The sequence below is a fragment of the Pseudoalteromonas sp. MER144-MNA-CIBAN-0113 genome (genome assembly GCF_040308965.1).
Taxonomy (GTDB): domain Bacteria; phylum Pseudomonadota; class Gammaproteobacteria; order Enterobacterales; family Alteromonadaceae; genus Pseudoalteromonas; species Pseudoalteromonas tetraodonis.
Window position 1 is genome coordinate 1 of record NZ_JBEOOG010000094.1, and the last position, 13,704, is coordinate 13,704.

Sequence of the window (13,704 nt, forward strand, 5' to 3'; positions counted from 1 at the left end):
CATGAACCCAATGCGTGGAATTTAAGTGTTCACGATAAAACCGGAATCGGTGTTCACCATCACCGGAATACGCAATACCTTTACTTTAGCTCAGAGCGCGACTTTAACCTGGCATTTAGTAGCTACGAGTTTGATTACATGTTTAATCGTGCAACTCGTATTTATGCAGCTGCAGTAAACGATAGTGTTAAACCGCTTATTGCCTTACAAAGTGATGAAACCACGATTGTCCAAGATAAAGAAGATGAAAAAGAAGACGGCAAAAAAGTTAAAAACGCACTGCAAAGCAGCGACTTTATGCAGCGTGTTACCGCTCTTAACGCGCCAGCGGGCGATTACCGTGGCTTAACCGCAGTAAAAGACGGCGTACTGACGCTTGCTAATGGCGCATTACAACTTATAGGTACCGAGCACGACAGTGAGCTAGAAACAGTCGCCAAAGGTGTTAGCAATTACACTATATCGAGCAACAGCGAACACCTACTTGTACACACAAGTGGCGGTTACAGCTTAATAGAGTCTAAACCAAAGCAAGACCTAGACGCCAACAAGCTAGATTTAAGCAAAATGACGCTTAAAATCAACCCGCAAGCTGAGTGGCAACAAATGTACGTAGAAGGCTGGCGCACACTGCGTGACTGGTTCTACGACGAAAATCACCACGGTCAAGATTGGGATGCTATTTTAGCTAAATACCAACCTATGGCTGATGCTATTAGCCACCGTAGCGACCTTGATTACGTACTTAGCGAAATTGCCGGCGAAATTAACTCAGGTCATATTTACGTGCAATCGGGCGATATGCCAAAAGCCGAACGTAAAAATCACGGTTTATTAGGCGCTAAGCTTGCAAGCGATCCATCTGGTTACGTAAAAATAGAGCAAATCTTTAAAGGTGAAAACTGGCATGACGATTTCCGCTCACCGCTGGGGACTACTGGTGTAAAAGCACATAACGGCGATTACATTATTGCGGTAAATGGCCGCTCGGTTAAAGACGTTGCTAACTTTTACGAACTCCTTGAAAACACCCAAGGCGAGCAAGTAGAGCTAGTGCTAAACAGCAAACCGCGTAGCAAAGGTGCGTGGCAAGTAACAGTAAAACCGGTAGCCAGTGAGCAAGGTCTACGTTATTTAGATTGGGTTAACTCGCGTGCAGCCTACGTTAATAAGCTATCAAATGGGCGTATTGGCTATGTGCACCTGCCAAATACAGCCTATGAGGGTAACCGCGCCATGTTTAAAAACTACATGCCGCAAACAACCAAAGATGCCATGATTATTGATGACCGTTACAATGGCGGTGGTTTTATTCCTGAGCATATGATCACTTGGCTTGCGCGTAAACCGCTTAACTATTGGAAACGCCGTGGTGTAGAGCCAACTAAAACACCGCAGTTTGCGCACAATGGTCCTAAAGCCATGCTAATAAATGGCTATTCAAGTTCTGGTGGTGACGCAATCCCTTACTACTTCCGCCAGGCTGGTCTAGGTAAGCTAATTGGTACCCGTACATGGGGTGGCTTAATTGGTATTTCTGGTAACCCAAGCCTTGTAGACGGCGGACAAGTAATTGCTGCTACATTCCGTATTTTAGACACAAAAGGTAACTGGATCATAGAAAACGAAGGTGTTGCACCAGATATTAAAGTAATTGATCGTCCAGAGCTTATTTATAAAGGCCAAGATCCATCAATAGAGCGTGCTGTACAAGAGTTATTAAAGGAGCTTAAAGAAAATCCTAAACAACCCTTAGTGATACCACCAGCACCTTCTAAGTTTTAATTTGCTGCATAGCTAAACAAGCTAATACCAATAAAAAAACCCTGCAAATTTGCAGGGTTTTTTATGACTTGGATTTAATGACTTATATGTATTAAGGCTTATCTTTTTCTCCAGCCGCTCCATACATCATCTTCTTGGTTGGCTTTTTTCTTCTTTTTCTTACCTGTGCCTTCTGGTTTGGCCATTGGCTTGTCGTTTTTAAGGGCATCAGCTGCATCAAGATTCGCTTGGTTTACAGCAAAACCTGTTACCTCTTCGCGCTCTAAACGTAGTTTGTTTTTCTTTTCGATTATTTTAAAGTGGTGGAAGTCTTCATAATCAATTAACGATAACGCTAAACCAACCTCGCCGGCACGGCCGCTTCGGCCAATACGATGCATGTAATCAGCGGGGCTACGCGGTAAGTTAAAGTTAATTACTACTGGTAGCTTTTCAATATCTAAACCACGGGCTGCAATATCGGTAGCAATTAGTACTTCTATTTCGCCCGCTTTAAATTTTTCAATTACGCGAGTACGCTCGCTTTGGCCTTTATCGCCATGGAATACTTGTGCGTTCACGCCGCGTTTTTCAAGTTTGCTGGCTAAGTGCTCACAATCTTTTTTAGCGTTGACAAAAATAAGTGCTTGGCGCCATTGATGAGCTTTAATTAAGTGCGCTAAAACCGTGGTTTTCTCGCCTTTATTAACCGTAAAAACGCGCTGAACTAATGTGCTTTCGTCTTTACTTTGAACTTGTATTTCAACAGGGTTGGTTAACAGCTCTTGCGTTAATTGTGTGACTTGCTCTGGGAAAGTCGCTGAAAACAACATGGTTTGCTTTTTAGCCGGCATTAATGCCAATAGCTCAGCAAGCTCTTCAGTAAAGCCAAGGCTTAACATGCGGTCAGCTTCGTCAAGCACTAAGGTTGAAACTTTATCCAGCTTAATGGCATTACTTGAGATCAAATCAAGCAAACGTCCAGGGGTTGCCACGATAATATCGGCACCGCCACGTAGTGCCTGCATTTGGGTATTAACCGATACACCGCCAAACACCGCTACCGTTTTAATCGCGCCATTAAAGTTTGCAGAGTATGATTTAACACTATCAGCCACTTGCACTGCCAGCTCACGTGTAGGTACCAAAATAAGCCCTGATACAAAGTTACCTTTGCTAGCAGTTTTTTTAGCACCTTGCGCTAAAAATAGCGTTTGTAGCATAGGCAAAGCAAAGGTTGCAGTTTTACCTGAGCCGGTATTTGCCCCCGCAATTAAGTCACTTCCCGCCAAGATACTTGGAATTGCTTTTGCCTGAATCGGCGTAGGTTGCGTGTATTCAAGATCAGACAAACGAGCAATTAGCTCTGGAATAAGGCCAAGTTCGTTGAAATTACTAGGATTTGCGGATGAGGTCATAAAAGGTGCGGGCTCATTACTAAAAATAGCCTGTAATTTTAGCGTATTTAGCAGCTATTAAGTAGGGGTTAGTGATTTAAATCTCTTTATGGATAACAGCTGCGCGATTCGCGCAACAAGTTACGAGCAGGTTTCTGATATTTTTAGATAAGAGCTTATCCCACACTTTGTCATAAAAGACTTGTTTTGGTAGGTCTCTACTATTCTAAGATACAAAGTGACCTGCACGCTCAACTAACTCAGGGTAATGTATTATTGAAAACTCTTGATTTTGATTCCAACTAAAGTCATGTAAGATCATATCTCCAAGTTCTTCAGTACCTCTTTGAATTTCTGTAGATTTAACTCCACTTTTTCCTAATAACTTACTTATAACACTGATAATCTTACCTTCCGAAGCTACCTTTGAGTACAAATTCGACTCAGGATTATTCATTTTATTAATAAATATATCCCAATTTTGCTGGTTAGTATCAGTTCGAAACTTATTTTTCCACATTGGAATCGTGATTTTATACAATTCTGGCTTACTTATTTTTAATATCGCTAAAAATGCTAATGGTAATGTATACAATCTTTCTTTAGTCGTTAATTGAATAGCTTGAAGAATCTTAACTGCCTGCTCAATATCACGTAAACCTGCATCACATAAAACCGCAGTTTGAGCCAACAAATAAGCGTTACCATTATTATGTACAGCAATTAACTTATCATCACTAATAAGCTCTGTTTTCCATAAATACTCTGAGTAAGACAAGCGATTTGGTGACGGTAGATGATAAATTTGATCGAAAAATCTATTTAGGTATTTTTTAGATTCAAAATTATTACCATAAATAGCCTTGATCGAATGACTTAATTGCTCGGAGGCGGTAGCTACCACAAAGTAAACGCGGGGTATTTGGAATAAATGTTTAATCGTCTCGAGTAGTTCAATAGCATAACTAGGCCTACATCTATCGAGTTCATCTACGAATATAAAAATTGGTTTTTTATCATTACCCGCCTTTTTAGCGATCGCCTCTAAATTAACCTTAAAAGTAGTAATACTACTTTCAATACTATCTTGATGTTCTAAAGCAATATTTGTTGCTTGAGTTGTTAGCCCTTCAACTAATTTATTTGTATCTTTTTTATCTATATTAGAAGCTTTGTTTTCCTCACCATCACTCTCAATTAATTCGTTTATTTGATCGAGAGAGTTGCCTGTCAATCTTTTTGCTATAAAGGATAAAAGCAATGGAGCAGCAGCAAGCTTAAATTTATTCCATTTAGTTTTTTGGCTTGCATTAGCCTTTTTATCAAAAAAGGGTTTTAATTCTTTATCAATAGCAGAAATAAAACCAAGCAAAGGGTTATCTGTAAAGTCCTTCTCCCAAGCATTAAAATAAACAACTTCACAACCTTCAGATTTTAAATCTCTTCGCCAGTTTGTAAGAAAATAGGTTTTACCAAACCCCCACTCTGCATCAATATTTAAAACAAAAGGCTCATCTTTTTTTATTGTAAATCGATTGAGTAAGTATGCAGTTAGATACTTTGCATCTTCCTTTCTATTTAGCTTATCGTCATTCCATGGTGCCATTTTCAGAGTTCCTGATTTTGTTTATAGATATATCGTCATTGAATCATAAATAAACAAACTTTAACTTCTATTAAGAATAACTAGCTTATTTAGATTCTGCTTTAGCGACCATTACTAAGTTCTGCTTGTAACCTAGCCCTAGTTTCTTTTAAGTAATTTATATAAGGATATGAGTCATTTGCAATTGCTAGAGCAGATTCCATATTTTCAAACGCTTGACGAGTATCACCTTGCATTTCATAACCGTAGGATAAGGCTGAAAGCGCATCGACTGATTTTGGGTAGTTTTTTATATTGTACTTAAACACCTCTATAGCACGGGTAAACTGCTTGCTGCCCGTTAGGTTATAACCGAGTGATCTAACAGCACGGTCTGGTGGAGATATCTGCTCGCCCCATTGTTGAGATAATGTTTTGTAATAACCATCAATAGAGGCTACATCGTCAGTTAAAGTACTTATAGGCATTTGTTTAGGTAAAAATAAGTTGTAGTAGGCATTAAATACGCCAGCAGCAGTGGTTAAGCCATGCGAGATGCCATCAAACGCATCATTAAAAAAGCGTAACCCTCGCGCTTTATGCGATTGCAGTGATTGCTGTAATTCATCATACCTTTCTCGCATTATGCCGGCTTCTTCGCCGATATTGATATAAACGTAACTGTTAAGCTCTTTGTTTTTAGTTATAAACGATTTTGTGCTTTTTACCATTGCGCCATAATTCCACCAAACTGCAGGGCTATACGCAATATGCGCTTGAAATAGTTCGGGATTTGCCTGCAACGCGTATAGCGCAAATACACCACCAGCAGATGCGCCAGCAATCACTTTATAGTCATGCGTGCGATAGTTCTTATTTATTAAAGGAATGAGTTCTTGCTCAAAGAACGCTAAAAATTTTGCTGCGCCGCCCCCTTCACCAACTGGGCCCTGAGGTTCCTTGTTCACTGTAGGATACATATCTCTAAGTCGATTAGTGTTTTCGATAGCGACAATAATTACCTCAGGCGCACGATTATCATTTTGTAAGCGCTCAATAACAGCACTTGCAAGCGGTATATTACCCGCTCCATCTAAGCGATAAACAACTGGGTATACCTTATTTGGCTGAGCTTGGTAGCTTTTAGGCAATTGCACGACAACTGTGCGTTCTTCGTTTAAAACAGCCGATTTAATAGTGTGCATGAACTGAGAGTCATCAGCACTTTGCTGTTTAATGCCAGCTTGTGCAAAGGCACTTTGTGAACTAAAAGCAAAAAAGCTAAAAAAACAAATAACGGTTAATAAACGCATAACTAATCCCTTAGAGAATAATAAGTTACTTAAGCTAACAGAGTTTCAGGCACAAAAAAAGCGCATTGAGCGCTTTTTTTAACATTAATAAAAACCTATAACCTTTTGATTTTACTCAACTGTAACCGATTTTGCTAGGTTACGTGGTTGGTCAACATCAGTGCCTTTAATGACCGCTACATAGTACGACAGTAACTGTAGTGGAATTGTATAATTAAAAATCATAGTTTAAACGTTAGCAATGAAATCTTTATGTTCTTAGTTTAAAAAACTCATATATGATACTTTTCGAGTATATGGATTTAATTAAACTATAAGGGAATATTTATGTCTCAATTTAATTTGCATTTAAATCAAACAAACCTAGTACATTGCAATGATTTTGCGCCTCAGAACATTTTTAAAGGCTCTTCTACCGATGTATAAAATACCCGAAATCATTTATTTTATAGTGTCGCTTCCTGTATTAATCTCTTATCTCATTTCAACCTTATGCTTCACTCGTATTTCAATGAAACACATAGAGAAAAAAATGCGTGAGGAAGGGATACACGAGCCACTTTGGGATAAAGGGCTGGGCATAAGAGTGAGCATGTATGGCAAAGTAATAAGGCGGCAAAAGCCAGTAAAAGCTACGATAGTTAATGATGAAGCGATTTTGAGACACGCGCGGCCTATAGATTTAATTTTAGCTCGTATAATGCACATATCATTTGTAGGTTTAATGTTAATAATTGCCTATGGCTATTTTGCTTATGACTTAGGTAATCGCGCATATTAAAAAAGCGCCTTAAGCGCTTTTTTAACATTAATCAAAATCTATAACCATTTGATTTTACTCAACTGTAACCGATTTTGCTAAGTTACGTGGTTGGTCAACGTCAGTGCCTTTAATGACCGCTACATAGTACGATAGTAACTGTAGTGGAATTGTATATACAACAGGGGCAATTACGTCATCTACGTGGTTTACGTTGATCACACGCATGGTGTCGTCTGACTCAAAGTGTGAATCTTTATCAGCGAATACATAGATGATGCCACCACGTGCACGTACTTCTTCTACGTTTGATTTAAGCTTTTCAAGCAATTCGTTGTTTGGTGCTACAACAATAATTGGCATGTCTGCATCAATAAGTGCTAATGGACCGTGTTTAAGCTCACCTGCTGCGTATGCTTCAGCGTGAATGTATGAAATCTCTTTAAGCTTAAGTGCGCCTTCCATCGCGATTGGGTATTGCGACCCACGACCTAAAAACAGTGAGTGGTGTTTATCAGCAAACTCTTCTGCAAGGTCTGCAATACCATCAGCCAACAATAGCGTTTCTTCTAATTTAGCTGGTAGCAGTTTAATAGCGTTAACAATCGTGCTTTGATCTAAGCCTTTTTCTTGCGCAATAGACGCAGTAAGCATTAACAAACCAACAAGCTGCGTAGTAAATGCTTTAGTAGAGGCTACACCAATTTCAGCACCAGCTTTGGTCATAAAGGCAAGGTCTGATTCTCGTACAAGCGATGAGCCTGGTACGTTACAAATAGTCATTGACCCCATATAGCCTTGCTCTTTAGCTAAACGCAGTGCAGCTAAAGTATCAGCCGTTTCACCTGACTGTGAAATCGTTACTAGCAGACTATTTTCGTGTACAAACGATTGACGGTAACGGAACTCAGAGGCAATTTCTACGTTACAGCTAACACCTGCAAATTGCTCAAGCCAGTAACGAGCAACCATACCTGAGTGGTATGACGTTCCACAGGCAATAATTTGTACGTGTTTTACGTCTTTAAATATTTGCTGTGCACTGTCGCCAAAGGCATCAATCGCTACGCGGTCGTCGTTTAAACGTCCTTCAAGGGTGTTACGTACTGCAAGTGGCTGCTCATAAATTTCTTTTAGCATGTAGTGACGGTAATCACCTTTGCCTGATGCATCTTGTGTGATGTTTGATTCAACAACTTCACGCTCAACCGCGTTGCCATCTGCATCAAAAATTTCTACAGTGTCGCGAGTAATACGCGCTACATCACCTTCTTCTAAGAAGATAAAGCTGCGAGTCACTGGTAATAATGCAAGTTGATCAGAAGCAATAAAGTTTTCACCAAGGCCTAAACCAATAACTAACGGGCTACCTGAGCGAGCTACAATAATTTCGTTATCATTCGCTTTATCAAACACAACGGTACCAAATGCACCTTCAAACTGTTTAACGGCAGCTTGAACTGACGCTAATAAAGTGGTGTGCTGCTGACGTAACTGATGAATTAAATGCACCATGACTTCAGTGTCGGTGTCTGATAAAAACTCGTAACCGTCGCCTTTAAGTGCTGCACGCAAACTTGCGTGGTTTTCAATGATTCCGTTATGTACAAGTGCTAATTGATTACTTGAAACATGTGGGTGAGCATTGGCTTCAGTTACACCGCCATGAGTCGCCCAACGAGTGTGTGCAATACCTGTGTGGCCGCTAACACCAGCTTGTTCAAGTGCTGACTCTAAGTTTACAACCTTACCAACTGCTTTAACTGTATTCAGTGTATTGCCTTCAAGTAAAGCTACACCTGCTGAGTCATAACCGCGGTACTCAAGACGCTTAAGGCCTTCAACTAAGATTTTATTTACTGGACGTTCTGCAACAGCCCCAACGATTCCACACATAGTGTCTCCATTAATTTTTTAATTCTAGCAACTTACGTTTTAGTTGCTATTCCATAATTTCTGCGCAAATTAGTTTTACACCACACGCCTCTATGGCTGCACGTTTATCACTTGCTAAGCCACTGTCGGTTATTAATGTGGTTACTGTTTGCCACGGTAATTCTAAATTTGGTATTTTTCGGCCAATCTTTTCTGACTCAACCAGCACAATAACTTCGCGCGCCGCTTTAGCCATCACTTGGCTTAATCCAACAAGTTCATTAAACGTGGTTGTTCCACGCGCTACATCAATGCCATCAGCACCAATAAATAGTTGATCAAAATCATATGAGCATAGAACATTTTCAGCTACTTGCCCTTGAAACGATTCTGAATGCGGATCCCACGTGCCACCTGTCATCAAAAGGGTTGGCTCGTTTTCAAGTGCTAATAAACGTGTTGCCACTTTAATGGCGTTAGTCATAACAACTAACCCCTGCTTGGTAGCCAACTCAGGGATCATCGCTGCAGTGGTGCGGCCGCTGTCAATAATAATGCGGTTATGATCTTTTATAAGCGATGCTGCCGCTTTGGCAATGGCCACTTTGCGCTTAGAATCAATCTCATCGCTTACTATCTCTTTTGGTAGCGCAATAGCCCCACCATAACGGCGCAGCAACAAGCCACTTTTCTCAAGCGCGGTTAAGTCTTTTCGAATGGTTACTTCTGATGTTTGAAACTGTTCAGCAAGAGTCTCAACGGCCACTTCACCAAGCTCATTTACTTGGCTAAGGATCAGATGACGGCGTTGCTGGGTGTTTCGTTTGGTCATAAAGTAACTGCTATTAAGTTTCGTTTCGAAAGTTATGGGATTTTAAACGAAACATAATAAATGGCAAGTGAATGCATAAAAATAAAGCAGTTTTATTCAAATTATCATCATGCTTAAAGTAGGTTAAGCTAGGCACCATTATTTAAGTTAAACAAAATTGATATGCAGTCATTTAATAGTATTAGTAAAGAGAATCTAGCGCAGCGTAAAACTGTGCACGAAATTTGCCGCTTATTTAATAAAAGCCCCAGTAAAGGTAATTTAAAGCGAATAAAAGAATTATGCTCACACTGTGGTGATGGAGTAATTATTGAAGCGGGCTTTCATTGTGACTATGGCAGTCAAATACAAATAGGTGATCGTACTTTTATAAACATTAACTGCACTGTATTAGATGCACCAATTAATGAAGGTGTGATTACGATTGGTAGTGACTGCTTAATTGGCCCGAACGTTCAACTATTGGCCGTATCTCATTCAGTTAATCCCATAGAGCGGCTCAATAAAGAGAACTTTGCAGCACCGATAACCATTGGCAATAACGTATGGGTAGGCGCGGGTGTAATTATTCTTGCTGGGGTATCAATTGGTGATAACGTAGTAGTAGGCGCAGGCTCAGTCGTTACTAAAAGTATTGCCGAAAATACGGTTGTAGCTGGCAATCCGGCAAAAAAAATTCGCGATCTATAAGTTACTACTGCGCACTTTTTAAGGTGAGAGCTAATCCAGCCATAATAAACTCTACTTGTTGTACTTTGGTTGCAATAGCTTGATGAAGCCAGCCAGATTCATCAACAAACTGGCGGCTTAGCTCACCTAACGGCACAATACCGTGGCCAACTTCATTACTTACAAAAATAACTTGGCCTGGCAGAGTTTCTAGCACATTCAGCAATGCCAATTTTTGCTGCTGCCAATAATGAGTATTTCTTTGGCATAAACAATTACTAAGCCATAACGTAAGGCAATCTACTAAAATACAATTAGTTGGAGTACTGTGTTGCTGTAAAGTTTTAGCTAACTCTAAAGGCTCTTCTATTAACTGCCAACTAGTTGGACGCTGCTGTTGGTGATGAGCAATACGTGTCTGCATTTCATCATCATGCGCTTGCCCTGTTGCCACATATAATACGGGTTTATTGCTTTTAATGGCTAACTGCTCAGCAAAGTTACTTTTCCCGCTACGTGCCCCGCCTAAAATAAGCGCATGCTGTGTACTCATAACAGGCTCACCATAGTTAAGTAAATAGCCACTTCTGATACTTGTTGCGCCGCGCCTAAACAGTCTCCTGTATAGCCACCTAGTTGATACTTAAACCAGCGTATTAATATACTGCGCAAAATAAGTAACACAGCAACAATAATAATAGCGGTTTGCAAAGCAATTAAATTAAAGACAATGAGGAGCAGTAATAAAATAACGCCGGTTAATATTAAAGTCATTAAGCTTTTAAACGATAAATGCATAGCAATAGGTTTAACTTTTGAGGTTGTATCCTCACTGACATAATCCATGCTCACAATTAAACTGGTTGCCACTACACGACTTAAACACTGCCCAAGCAATATTGCAATTAAGACCGTACTAAACGATTCGCTAAGCAATACTAAGGCTTGATATTTAATTAATAAAATTATAAATAAAGCAGCTGCACCGTAAGTGCCCAAACGGCTATCTTTCATTATGCTTAGTTTTTGTTTAACTTGCCAACCACCCCCAAAGCCATCCCAAACGTCTGCCCAGCCATCTTCATGAAACGCACCGGTTAGCAATAAGCCTAAAGCCATCATCAATATTACGCTTAAAGAAGCGGGTAATAGCATTACAAAAACACTATAAATCAGAGCAAGTAGTAATCCTAATATCAAACCCACTAACGCAAAATAACGGCTCGCTTTATTTAAATGAGAATTGGTCACTGTAAAACGAATAGGCATTGGAATACGCGTTAAAAAACTCATAGCTAATTGTATTAGCTGCCATTGCGTGGTTTTGCTTTTGCTGTTTGTTGGCTGACTCATTTAATTACACAACCTGTTCAACACCAGCATCAGTAAAGCTTGCCATTTGATTGTAAAAACCCAGAGAAGCTTGCAGTAATGGTAAGCTTAATGCGGCACCCGTGCCTTCTCCTAAACGTAAATCCAGCTGCAATAAAGCGCTTACATTAAGTTTATTTAGCATAAGTTGATGACCATGCTCGTTTGAACAATGAGCAAATATCAAATACGATTTAACTGCGGGGTTAATTTTTATAGCAACCATGGCAGCTGATGTACAAATAAAACCATCAACAATAACTGCCATACCTAGCTCTGCTGCAGCTAACATTGCACCAGTGATATGCACAATTTCAAAGCCTCCTAATGCGGCCAGCAAATCAATAGGCTGATTCAACTTCTCTTTATGTAATTCTAGTGCTTGTTCTACAACAGTTACTTTGCGAGCAACAATATCATTCGTTACCCCAGTACCTTTACCTACGCATTGGTTAGCCGGTAGATTTAATAACCCTGCCATTATTGCTGCTGCACTGGTGGTATTGCCTATTCCCATTTCGCCAAAGGCAACGGTGTTACAACCCTTATTATTAATTGATTTTATTAACTGTTTAGCATTATTAAAGCCTTGCTGTACTTGCTCTACAGTCATCGCCATATCAGTATTAATAGCATTTGTAATATTTCCTAGTCGGAAACTATGAACGCTCTTATGCTCTACAGGGATTAAAATACCGCAATCAACAACTTCTAACTGCCACCCTAATTGCTGGCAAAAAACATTAATGGCAGCGCCGCCATGCACAAAATTAGTTACCATTTGAGAGGTAACTTCACTCGGTGCTATAGAAACACCCTGCGCTGCAACCCCATGATCTCCAGCAAAAACGATTAATGTGGGCTGGTTAATTTGTGGCGCAAATGCTGTAAATTCATTCACACTGTTTATGTGCTGACTAAATATTGTTACTAGTTGAGTAGCTATAAGTTCTAACTGCCCAAGTGCACCTAATGGTTTTGTTTTTTGATTTATTTTATTCGCGATAAAATCATTAAATTGATCATTTAAGCTGGCAATATGGAACATTGTATTTAACTCTCTTATAAAGATAGTGGCGAAAAACAGCAAAAGACGGTTATCACATTGAAAATTTTTTTTAAGCCGCCTCAAATTAATGAAGCCTATTATCGGTTGGTCAGTAAATATTTCAATTAATATCTTTCTAGACGTCTAAATAGGGGTTATTAAAACGTAATTTTTGGCCAAGTAATACCTTGCTCATCAACAAAAATATCAATACAAACCAGCTTACCGTAATCCACTGTAAATATATTTTGATAGTTTATTTGTTTAGGCATTTGGCAAATAATCGCTAGTAATTGCTTTATAACTCCTGCATGAGTTACAACAAGTTGCGACTGTATTTTTTTCTCAGTTATATCAATTAATGTCTGCTGCCACCAATGATGTACTCGACTATAAAAATCAGCCATGTCCTCGCCATTAGGGGGAGAAACAAACCAAGGGTTTTGCCAAAAATCACCAATAGTAGGAGCACTTGCTAGCTGCCATAACTCATCATATTTGCGCCCATCCCAATCACCAAAATTAAACTCTTTAATACCTTCCATAAGGTATAGAGGAAGGTGATTAGCATCTGAAAAGCTATCAGCAAATTGGCTACAGCGCTTTAAAGGCGAGCTACACACTTGATCAACATTGGCTAAACCTTCGCATGCAATTTTCAGTTGCTGAATACCTTCCTCACTGAGTAAAAAATCGGTATGCCCAGCCAGAACATTTTGTTCTTCAAGTTCACCGTGTCTTAGTAAGTAGACTTGACTATAGAATGGTGTCATCACAACTCACTTTAAAATAAGTTAAAATCTAAATGGTCAGAAGTAACATAACAGCTGTCGTTTTATGGATCTATTGAAAGGTAAAAATATAAAGTGATGCATAAGGAAATATAGGGCAAGGTAATCTATTAATAGATCATTATAGACGCCACATAGCAAATATATAGAGTAGGCTCTAGTCTTATTCTTTTCCTTTTACCTTGATGTCGTGGTGTCGTCCACAGCGTTAGAGTAGGCATTATACCAATTCGCTTAATTAAGCGGTCTATTTTGAGGCAGGAAAAACGGGTTGATAGCTAGGCAAAAAATTCGCTATT

12 protein-coding genes are annotated in these 13,704 nt (G+C 39.5%); 3 read left to right on the forward strand and 9 right to left on the reverse strand.

All coding sequences use genetic code 11. From position 1 onward, the window contains the following. On the forward strand, positions 1-1,785 hold a 1,785-nt coding region (locus tag AAEY57_RS17265), incomplete at its 5' end, for a S41 family peptidase (RefSeq protein ID WP_350608348.1). Between the two features lie 98 nt (positions 1,786-1,883). On the opposite strand, the gene AAEY57_RS17270 is transcribed toward AAEY57_RS17265, so the two are convergent. From AAEY57_RS17270 to AAEY57_RS17280, 3 genes are all read right to left on the reverse strand, one after another. Further along, the gene (locus AAEY57_RS17270) at positions 1,884-3,182 is read right to left on the reverse strand and encodes a DEAD/DEAH box helicase (protein WP_350608349.1); all 1,299 of its coding nucleotides are present in this window, start codon (positions 3,180-3,182) and stop codon (positions 1,884-1,886) included. A gap of 205 nt (positions 3,183-3,387) precedes the next feature. Further along, positions 3,388-4,767 (reverse strand): KAP family P-loop NTPase fold protein, encoded by a 1,380-nt coding sequence (locus AAEY57_RS17275; RefSeq protein ID WP_350608350.1) that lies wholly within the window; start codon positions 4,765-4,767, stop codon positions 3,388-3,390. A gap of 101 nt (positions 4,768-4,868) precedes the next feature. Then, complete coding sequence (locus AAEY57_RS17280) at positions 4,869-6,059, reverse strand: alpha/beta hydrolase (RefSeq protein WP_350608351.1); 1,191 nt, start codon at positions 6,057-6,059, stop codon at positions 4,869-4,871. A 418-nt stretch (positions 6,060-6,477) separates the two neighbouring features. Between AAEY57_RS17280 and AAEY57_RS17285 the strand changes: the two genes are divergently transcribed. Continuing rightward, positions 6,478-6,840 (forward strand): hypothetical protein, encoded by a 363-nt coding sequence (locus AAEY57_RS17285; RefSeq protein WP_350608352.1) that lies wholly within the window; start codon positions 6,478-6,480, stop codon positions 6,838-6,840. Between the two features lie 54 nt (positions 6,841-6,894). On the opposite strand, the gene glmS is transcribed toward AAEY57_RS17285, so the two are convergent. Both glmS and AAEY57_RS17295 read right to left on the reverse strand, forming a co-directional pair. After that, positions 6,895-8,715, reverse strand: coding sequence for a glutamine--fructose-6-phosphate transaminase (isomerizing) (glmS, locus tag AAEY57_RS17290; RefSeq protein ID WP_008112790.1), 1,821 nt, complete (start codon positions 8,713-8,715; stop codon positions 6,895-6,897). A gap of 46 nt (positions 8,716-8,761) precedes the next feature. After that, on the reverse strand, positions 8,762-9,526 hold the full coding sequence (locus AAEY57_RS17295) for a DeoR/GlpR family DNA-binding transcription regulator (RefSeq protein WP_350608353.1): 765 nt from the start codon (positions 9,524-9,526) through the stop codon (positions 8,762-8,764). Positions 9,527-9,688: 162 nt separating this feature from the next. On the opposite strand from AAEY57_RS17295, the gene AAEY57_RS17300 reads away from it, so the two are divergent. Continuing rightward, positions 9,689-10,216 (forward strand): sugar O-acetyltransferase, encoded by a 528-nt coding sequence (locus AAEY57_RS17300; RefSeq protein ID WP_350608354.1) that lies wholly within the window; start codon positions 9,689-9,691, stop codon positions 10,214-10,216. 4 nt (positions 10,217-10,220) lie between these two features. On the opposite strand, the gene cobU is transcribed toward AAEY57_RS17300, so the two are convergent. The 4 genes from cobU to AAEY57_RS17320 all read right to left on the reverse strand — a co-directional run bounded on the left by cobU (position 10,221) and on the right by AAEY57_RS17320 (position 13,387). Beyond that, on the reverse strand, positions 10,221-10,748 hold the full coding sequence (gene cobU, locus AAEY57_RS17305) for a bifunctional adenosylcobinamide kinase/adenosylcobinamide-phosphate guanylyltransferase (protein WP_350608355.1): 528 nt from the start codon (positions 10,746-10,748) through the stop codon (positions 10,221-10,223). After that, positions 10,745-11,548, reverse strand: coding sequence for an adenosylcobinamide-GDP ribazoletransferase (locus tag AAEY57_RS17310; protein WP_350608356.1), 804 nt, complete (start codon positions 11,546-11,548; stop codon positions 10,745-10,747). Before AAEY57_RS17310 ends, cobU begins: the two co-directional genes overlap by 4 nt. Before the next feature lie 4 nt (positions 11,549-11,552). Continuing rightward, complete coding sequence (gene cobT, locus AAEY57_RS17315; RefSeq protein WP_502935499.1) at positions 11,553-12,632, reverse strand: nicotinate-nucleotide--dimethylbenzimidazole phosphoribosyltransferase; 1,080 nt, start codon at positions 12,630-12,632, stop codon at positions 11,553-11,555. Between the two features lie 140 nt (positions 12,633-12,772). Continuing rightward, positions 12,773-13,387 (reverse strand): histidine phosphatase family protein, encoded by a 615-nt coding sequence (locus tag AAEY57_RS17320; protein WP_350608358.1) that lies wholly within the window; start codon positions 13,385-13,387, stop codon positions 12,773-12,775. Positions 13,388-13,704 lie beyond the last annotated feature (317 nt).

Bases quoted from the DNA above. Each gene is read 5' to 3' on its own strand.
- AAEY57_RS17300 (WP_350608354.1), top strand. From the start codon at position 9,689: ATGCAGTCATTTAATAGTATTAGTAAAGAGAATCTAGCGCAGCGTAAA.
- AAEY57_RS17275 (WP_350608350.1), bottom strand. From the start codon at position 4,767: ATGGCACCATGGAATGACGATAAGCTAAATAGAAAGGAAGATGCAAAG.
- AAEY57_RS17280 (WP_350608351.1), bottom strand. From the start codon at position 6,059: ATGCGTTTATTAACCGTTATTTGTTTTTTTAGCTTTTTTGCTTTTAGT.
- AAEY57_RS17270 (WP_350608349.1), bottom strand. From the start codon at position 3,182: ATGACCTCATCCGCAAATCCTAGTAATTTCAACGAACTTGGCCTTATT.
- cobU (WP_350608355.1), bottom strand. From the start codon at position 10,748: ATGAGTACACAGCATGCGCTTATTTTAGGCGGGGCACGTAGCGGGAAA.
- AAEY57_RS17320 (WP_350608358.1), bottom strand. From the start codon at position 13,387: ATGACACCATTCTATAGTCAAGTCTACTTACTAAGACACGGTGAACTT.
- AAEY57_RS17310 (WP_350608356.1), bottom strand. From the start codon at position 11,548: ATGAGTCAGCCAACAAACAGCAAAAGCAAAACCACGCAATGGCAGCTA.
- glmS (WP_008112790.1), bottom strand. From the start codon at position 8,715: ATGTGTGGAATCGTTGGGGCTGTTGCAGAACGTCCAGTAAATAAAATC.
- AAEY57_RS17295 (WP_350608353.1), bottom strand. From the start codon at position 9,526: ATGACCAAACGAAACACCCAGCAACGCCGTCATCTGATCCTTAGCCAA.
- AAEY57_RS17285 (WP_350608352.1), top strand. From the start codon at position 6,478: ATGTATAAAATACCCGAAATCATTTATTTTATAGTGTCGCTTCCTGTA.